We start from the raw sequence: 5,953 nt of genomic DNA, 5'->3' as shown, positions 1-5,953 counted from the left end.
ATGGCGGTGCGCACGGTGTTGTTGAGCGCGCTGAGTTATGTGCCGGTGGTGGCGCTGTATCTCGCCGTCGCCTTCGCGGTGTCCGGCGATGCCACGGCGGCACGTCCGGATGTGCTGTTGCTGGCGGTGCTGTTCGGTTGCCTGCCGCTGCTGTGGGCTGCGGTGCCGTTTTCCATGATTGAATATGTCCTGTGCCGGCGTTATCTGCGTCGCGTACGTGTTCCTGCAGGTAGTCCATGAGCGCTTTCGACAAACACCAGATTTCCACCTTCCGTTTCGTGCGTTGCGCACTCGACGCGCAGACCGGTGTGGCGACGCTGGTATATGCCTTCGATCAGGGGCCGGAACTTGTGGAAACCGTTGCCGTGCCCGGCGCGCCATTCGTGCTGGACGGCGCGCGTGCCGCCGCCGTGCAACAGGCCTTGCAGTTGCTGCACCTCATCGCGGGCGTGAGTTACTACAAGGCCGCAGTGCCGCCGACCATCGCCATCGACAGCTACGGCATCGATGCCGATACCGCTGCGCTGGTGGAAAGCGTCTACCTGCACGGCCTGGGCGAGTTCGCCTATCGCAATGGCTTGAACCTGCACGGCAAGATCCACTTGCCGGTAACGGCACCGGCTGCCGGCGATGCGCCGGCGTTGGGCCTGCGCGAGCACGCCCTGGTTGCGATCGGTGGCGGCAAGGATTCGCTGGTCAGCATCGAAGCGCTGCGGCATGCCGGCATCGAGCAGACCGTCAGCTGGATCGGCGGCTCGCAGCTGATCCGGGTCTGCGCCGAGCGCACCGGTCTGCCGGTGCTCAATATCGGCCGGGTGCTGGCGCCGGAATTGTTCGAGCTCAATCGCCAGGGCGCCTGGAACGGGCATATCCCGGTCACTGCGGTGAACTCGGCCATCCTGGTGTTGTCGGCCTTGCTCAATGGCGTGGACCAGGTGGTGTTTTCCAACGAGCGTTCGGCCAGTTACGGCAGCCAGATTCCCGGCACCGGCGAGGTCAATCACCAGTGGTCCAAGGGCTGGGCGTTCGAGCAGGCGTTCGGCGATTACGTGCAGCGGCACGTGGCGGCCGACCTGCGCTATTACTCGCTGCTGCGGCCGTTGTCGGAGCTGGCGGTGGCGCGCCAGTTCGCCAAGACCGATCACTACGACGCGCATTTTTCCAGCTGCAACCGCAACTTCCACATCATGGGCGAGCGCCCGGTGCATCGCTGGTGCGGGGTCTGCCCGAAGTGCCATTTCGTGTTCCTGGCATTGGCTCCGTTCATGCCCAAGACGCGGTTGGTCAAGATCTTCGGGCGCAATCTGCTCGACGATGCAACCCAGGCCGGCGGCTACGATGCGCTACTGGAATTCCAGGACCACAAGCCGTTCGAATGCGTCGGTGAAGGGCGCGAATCGCGCGCGGCAATGGCGGTGCTGGCCAGCCGTGCCGAATGGAAGGAGGACGCGCTGGTGCTGCGTTTCATCCGCGAGATCCAGCCGCAGCTGGACCAGCAGGCGCTGCAGCTGGAGCCGTTGCTGGCGATCGACGGCGAACACCGGATTCCGTCGGCGCTGTGGGAGCGCGTGCGTGCGAATTTCGCAGCTTGAGGGCAAGGCGGTTGCGTTATGGGGCTGGGGGCGCGAAGGGCGCGCCGCGTATCGCGCACTGCGCGCCGCGTTGCCGACGCAAACGCTGACGGTGTTCTGCAACGCCGACGAAGCGCGCGAGCTCGAGACGCTGGCCGATGCTGCGTTGCATGTGGAAACCGACGCCAGTGCGCAGGCGCTAGGTCAGTTCGATGTGGTGGTGAAATCGCCCGGCATCAGCCCGTATCGTCCCGAGGCGCACACCGCCGCAACCGAGCACGGCACGCAATTCATCGGCGGCACCGCGTTGTGGTTTGCCGAGCATGCGCAGCCTGACGGCTATGTGCCTGGCGCCATCTGCGTTACCGGCACCAAGGGCAAGAGCACCACCACCGCGCTGCTGGCGCATCTGCTGCGTGCGGCCGGCCATCGCACCGCCTTGGTCGGCAATATCGGCCAACCCTTGCTGGAAGTGCTGGCGCCGCAACCGCCGCCGAGCTATTGGGCGATCGAGTTGTCCAGCTACCAGACCGGCGAGGTCGGGCGCAGCGGCGCGCGTCCGGAACTGGCGCTGGTGCTGAACCTGTTTCCCGAGCATCTGGACTGGCATGGCGACGAGGCGCGCTATGTGCGCGACAAGCTGGCGCTGGTCACCGAAGGCCGCCCGCGCATTGCCTTGCTCAATGCTGCCGATCCGCATCTGACCCAGCTGCAGTTGCCCGACAGCGAGGTGCGCTGGTTCAACCATCCCGATGGCTGGCATCTGCGCGGCGATATGGTCTACCGCGGCGCGCAGGCGGTGTTCGATACCGCCGATGTGCCGCTGCCCGGCGAGCACAATCGACGCAACCTGTGCGCGGTGCTGGCTGCGGTGGAAGCGCTCGGCCTGGATGCCGCCGCGCTGGCACCGGCGGCGCGGAGCTTTCGTCCGTTGCCCAATCGCCTGCAGCTGCTCGGCAGTGTGGATGGCATCAGTTACGTCAACGACTCGATCAGCACCACCCCGCATGCGTCGCTGGCTGCGCTGGCCTGTTTTGCGCAGCGTCGCGTTGCGTTGCTGGTTGGCGGGCATGACCGCGGGCTGGACTGGCAGGAGTTTGCCGCGCACATGGCGCAGCAGGCGCCGCTGGAGATCGTCACCATGGGCGCCAATGGCCCGCGCATCCATGCCCTGCTGGCGCCACTGGCCGGGACGGGACGGTTCGGCCTGCATGCCGCCGCCGACCTGGAACACGCCATGCAGCTGGCGCGCGATGCACTGGGCGAGCAGGGCGGCGTGGTGTTGCTGTCGCCGGGCGCGCCCAGCTTCGGCGCCTACAGTGATTACGTGGCGCGTGGCCGGCATTTCGCCCAGCTGGCGGGGTTCGACCCTGCGGCGATCAGCGCGATCCCGGGCCTGGGCGTGCAGTAGGGACGTTGTTCGCCTGCCCGCGCCACCGCATCGCTTGGCGGTCAGGGGGCAGTGCGGCCGAATCGTCGCGCAGCTGGCGGAGGTCAGCGAGTCCATGCCTGCGCACGTCCAGGCGGTGTGCAGTGAAGCGCGTTGCCCTGGCGTCTGCGGCCAAAACCGTCTTCGGTATCGGCGCGAACCGTTAGCCGGTTCACGACCAGCCGGTGATCGGGCAGGCGGTTCCGCTGCCGGCGCGCATCGCGACCACGCCTGCACGGCGGCTGGGCCTACACTCGCGGCAAATCCCCGGAGCAAGCGCATGCACAAGCAATGGTCGTGGAGCGGTGTGGGTCTGGTCGGCGTTCTGGCGTCGTTGGCACTGCCGGCGATGGCGGCGATGCAGGCCAGGCCGCTGGAATGGAAGATCGGCAAGGACACCTATAGCGGCGTGCTGGTCTACGACGATGCCGGCGCTGCCACGCGCCCCGGCCTGGTGATGGTGCCCAACTGGCGCGGCGTGAACGACTCGGCGGTGACCGAGGCCAGACAGCTGGCTAGCGACGATTACGTGGTGCTGGTGGCAGACGTGTACGGCAAGGGCATTCGCCCCAAGGACGACACCGAAGCCGGTGCGCAGGCCAAGAAGCTGCGCGATGACCGGCCCACCTTGCAGGCACGTGCGCTCAAGGCGGTGGATGTGCTCAAGGCGCAGGCCGGCAAGGCGCCGCTGGACGCGTCACGGATCGGCGCGGTGGGCTTCTGTTTCGGCGGCACCACGGTACTGGAGCTGGTCCGCGCCGGCGCGCAGCTGGCTGGCGTGGTCAGCCTGCACGGCGGCATCGCCACGCCCACTCCTGCTGCTGCCGGTTCGGCCAAAACACCGCTGCTGGTGCTCAATGGCGCCGACGACAAGAGCGTGACCAGGGCGGATATTGCGGCGTTCGAAACCGAGATGAATGGCGCCGGCGCCGATTGGCAGTTCGTCAATTTCAGCGGGGCGGTGCATTGCTTTGCCGAAGCCGATGCCAACAGCCCGCCGGGCTGCCTGTATAACCCGCGCGCGGCCAAGCGGGCCTACCGCATGCTGGGCGATTTCTTTGAGGAGCGGTTTGGTCGATAGCGGAGATTGGTGATTCGGGATTTGGGATTCGCAAAGGCGCGGTCCTGACCTTCGAATCTTCCCGTGAGGCTGTGCTCAGGGGCTTGTGTTGAACCTTGCTGTGCCATCGAGTGCCGGGACTCGTCAACGTGCGGCCAAGCCGCCGTTGCGAACCCCCAATCCCGAAGCCCGTCCGGCGCGCGCAGCGCGCCGGATCAATGCGTACGTTCGACCGCGTAACGTGCCAGTCCACGCAAGGCAGCCACCGCCGGGCTGTGCGGCAGGCTGTCCAGCGCGCGTTCTGCGGCGGCGGCATATTCGGCAGCGCGCGCGCGGCTGTAATCCAGGCCGCCGGTGGCCTGGATGGCGGCCAGCACCTCGGGCATCGCCGCTGCATCGCCTTGTTCGACGATGGTGCGCAGGCGCTGCTGGGTGGGCGCGTCCGAATGCGCCATGGCGTGGATCAGCGGGAGCGTGGCCTTGCCTTCGGCCAGGTCGTCGCCCAGGTTCTTGCCCAGGTCGGCTGCCTCCGCCGCGTAGTCCAGCACGTCATCGGCAATCTGGAACGCAAAGCCCAGCTGCATGCCGTAGTCGTACAGCTGCTGCTGCACCGCGGCGTCCGCACCGGAGGCCAGTGCGCCCAGGCGCGTGCCGGCAGCGAACAGCACCGCGGTCTTGCGCTCGATCACGCGCAGGTAGGCGGCTTCGTCGGTGTCGGGGTTGTGCACGTGCAGCAGCTGCAGCACCTCGCCTTCGGCGATGCGGTTGGTGGTGTCGGCCAGGATCTGCATCACCTCCATGCGGTCCAGCTCCACCATCAACTGGAAGCTGCGCGAGTACAGGAAATCGCCGACCAGCACGCTGGGCGCGTTGCCCCACAGTGCGTTGGCGGTGCTGCGGCCGCGGCGCAGGTCCGACTCGTCCACCACGTCGTCATGCAGCAGCGTGGAGGTGTGGATGAATTCGATGATCGCCGCCAGTTGGTGGTGCTCCGGGCCAGAGCCGCCGGCGGCGTGGCCGGCCAGCATCACCAGCATCGGACGCAGGCGTTTGCCGCCGGCGGAGATGATGTGATCGGCGATCTGGTTGATCAGCACGACGTCCGAGGCCAGGCGGCGACGGATCAGTGCATCGACCGCGGCCATGTCTGGCGCGGCGAGGGACTGGATCTGGGGCAGGCCCAGCACGGTGGGGAGGTCTTCGGCGATGGTCATGCGCAGGCGTTCGTGATGTGCATCGATTATAGGTGCCCGGGCCGGATCCGTCCCGCCGGACCCAACCGGTCGCTTCACATTTGCGGCCCCTGTGGCCGGGCCGGGCCCCGCAAAGGCCCGCCTGGGCTGGATTTCCGACCCCCGGCAGGGCGCTCGCCCGGCAGCGCCGCGCGGCAACCTGCCACGACCGCCGACAGGCAGGTGCGGTAACATTGCCGCACAGACATTCATCGTTGCGCGCTCCCGGCGCCAGCGCATCATCTCGGAAGCACCTATGGCCCGCGGCATCAACAAAGTCATCCTCGTCGGCAACCTCGGCAACGATCCCGACACCAAGTACACCCAGGCCGGCATGGCCATCACCCGTGTGAGCCTTGCCACCACCAGCGTGCGCAAGGACCGCGACGGCAACAACCAGGAACGCACCGAGTGGCACCGCGTGGTCTTTTTTGGAAAGCTGGGTGAAATCGCCGGCGAGTACCTGCGCAAGGGCTCGCAGGTGTATGTCGAAGGCGAGCTGCGCTACGACAAGTACACCGGGCAGGACGGCGTGGAAAAGTACAGCACCGACATCGTCGCCAACGAGATGCAGATGCTCGGCGGCCGTGGTGAAGGTGGCGGGGGCGGCATGGGCGGAGATCGTCCGCAGCGCTCGCAGGCCCCGCGTCAGCAGCAAGGC

The 5,953-nt window shown here is 67.1% G+C and carries 5 protein-coding genes and 1 pseudogene; 5 read left to right on the top strand and 1 reads right to left on the bottom strand.

The features are described from left to right. The 4 genes and pseudogenes from OZ10_RS19240 to OZ10_RS19225 all read left to right on the top strand — a co-directional run. Window positions 1-240: pseudogene (locus tag OZ10_RS19240) on the top strand (hypothetical protein); the annotation flags it as partial. Continuing rightward, window positions 237-1,592, top strand: a complete 1,356-nt coding sequence (murL, locus tag OZ10_RS19235) for a UDP-N-acetyl-alpha-D-muramoyl-L-alanyl-L-glutamate epimerase (protein WP_039404818.1) — start codon at window positions 237-239, stop codon at window positions 1,590-1,592. The pseudogene OZ10_RS19240 and the gene murL, both read left to right, overlap by 4 nt. Then, entirely contained in the window at window positions 1,573-2,982 is a 1,410-nt protein-coding gene (gene murD / locus OZ10_RS19230; protein WP_039404820.1) for a UDP-N-acetylmuramoyl-L-alanine--D-glutamate ligase, read from the top strand. The genes murL and murD overlap by 20 nt, the downstream gene beginning before the upstream one ends. Before the next feature lie 298 nt (window positions 2,983-3,280). Then, entirely contained in the window at window positions 3,281-4,081 is an 801-nt protein-coding gene (locus tag OZ10_RS19225; RefSeq protein WP_039404822.1) for a dienelactone hydrolase family protein, read from the top strand. 194 nt (window positions 4,082-4,275) lie between these two features. On the opposite strand, the gene OZ10_RS19220 is transcribed toward OZ10_RS19225, so the two are convergent. Then, window positions 4,276-5,274: a polyprenyl synthetase family protein gene (locus OZ10_RS19220; protein WP_039566633.1), complete on the bottom strand. Its 999-nt coding sequence runs from the start codon at window positions 5,272-5,274 to the stop codon at window positions 4,276-4,278. 274 nt (window positions 5,275-5,548) lie between these two features. On the opposite strand from OZ10_RS19220, the gene ssb reads away from it, so the two are divergent. Continuing rightward, on the top strand, window positions 5,549-5,953 hold a 405-nt coding region (gene ssb / locus OZ10_RS19215), incomplete at its 3' end, for a single-stranded DNA-binding protein (RefSeq protein ID WP_039566631.1).

It is taken from the genome of Xanthomonas cannabis pv. cannabis, assembly GCF_000802365.1.
GTDB classification, from domain to species: domain Bacteria; phylum Pseudomonadota; class Gammaproteobacteria; order Xanthomonadales; family Xanthomonadaceae; genus Xanthomonas; species Xanthomonas cannabis.
This window is presented reverse-complemented; position numbering and strand designations above follow the sequence as displayed.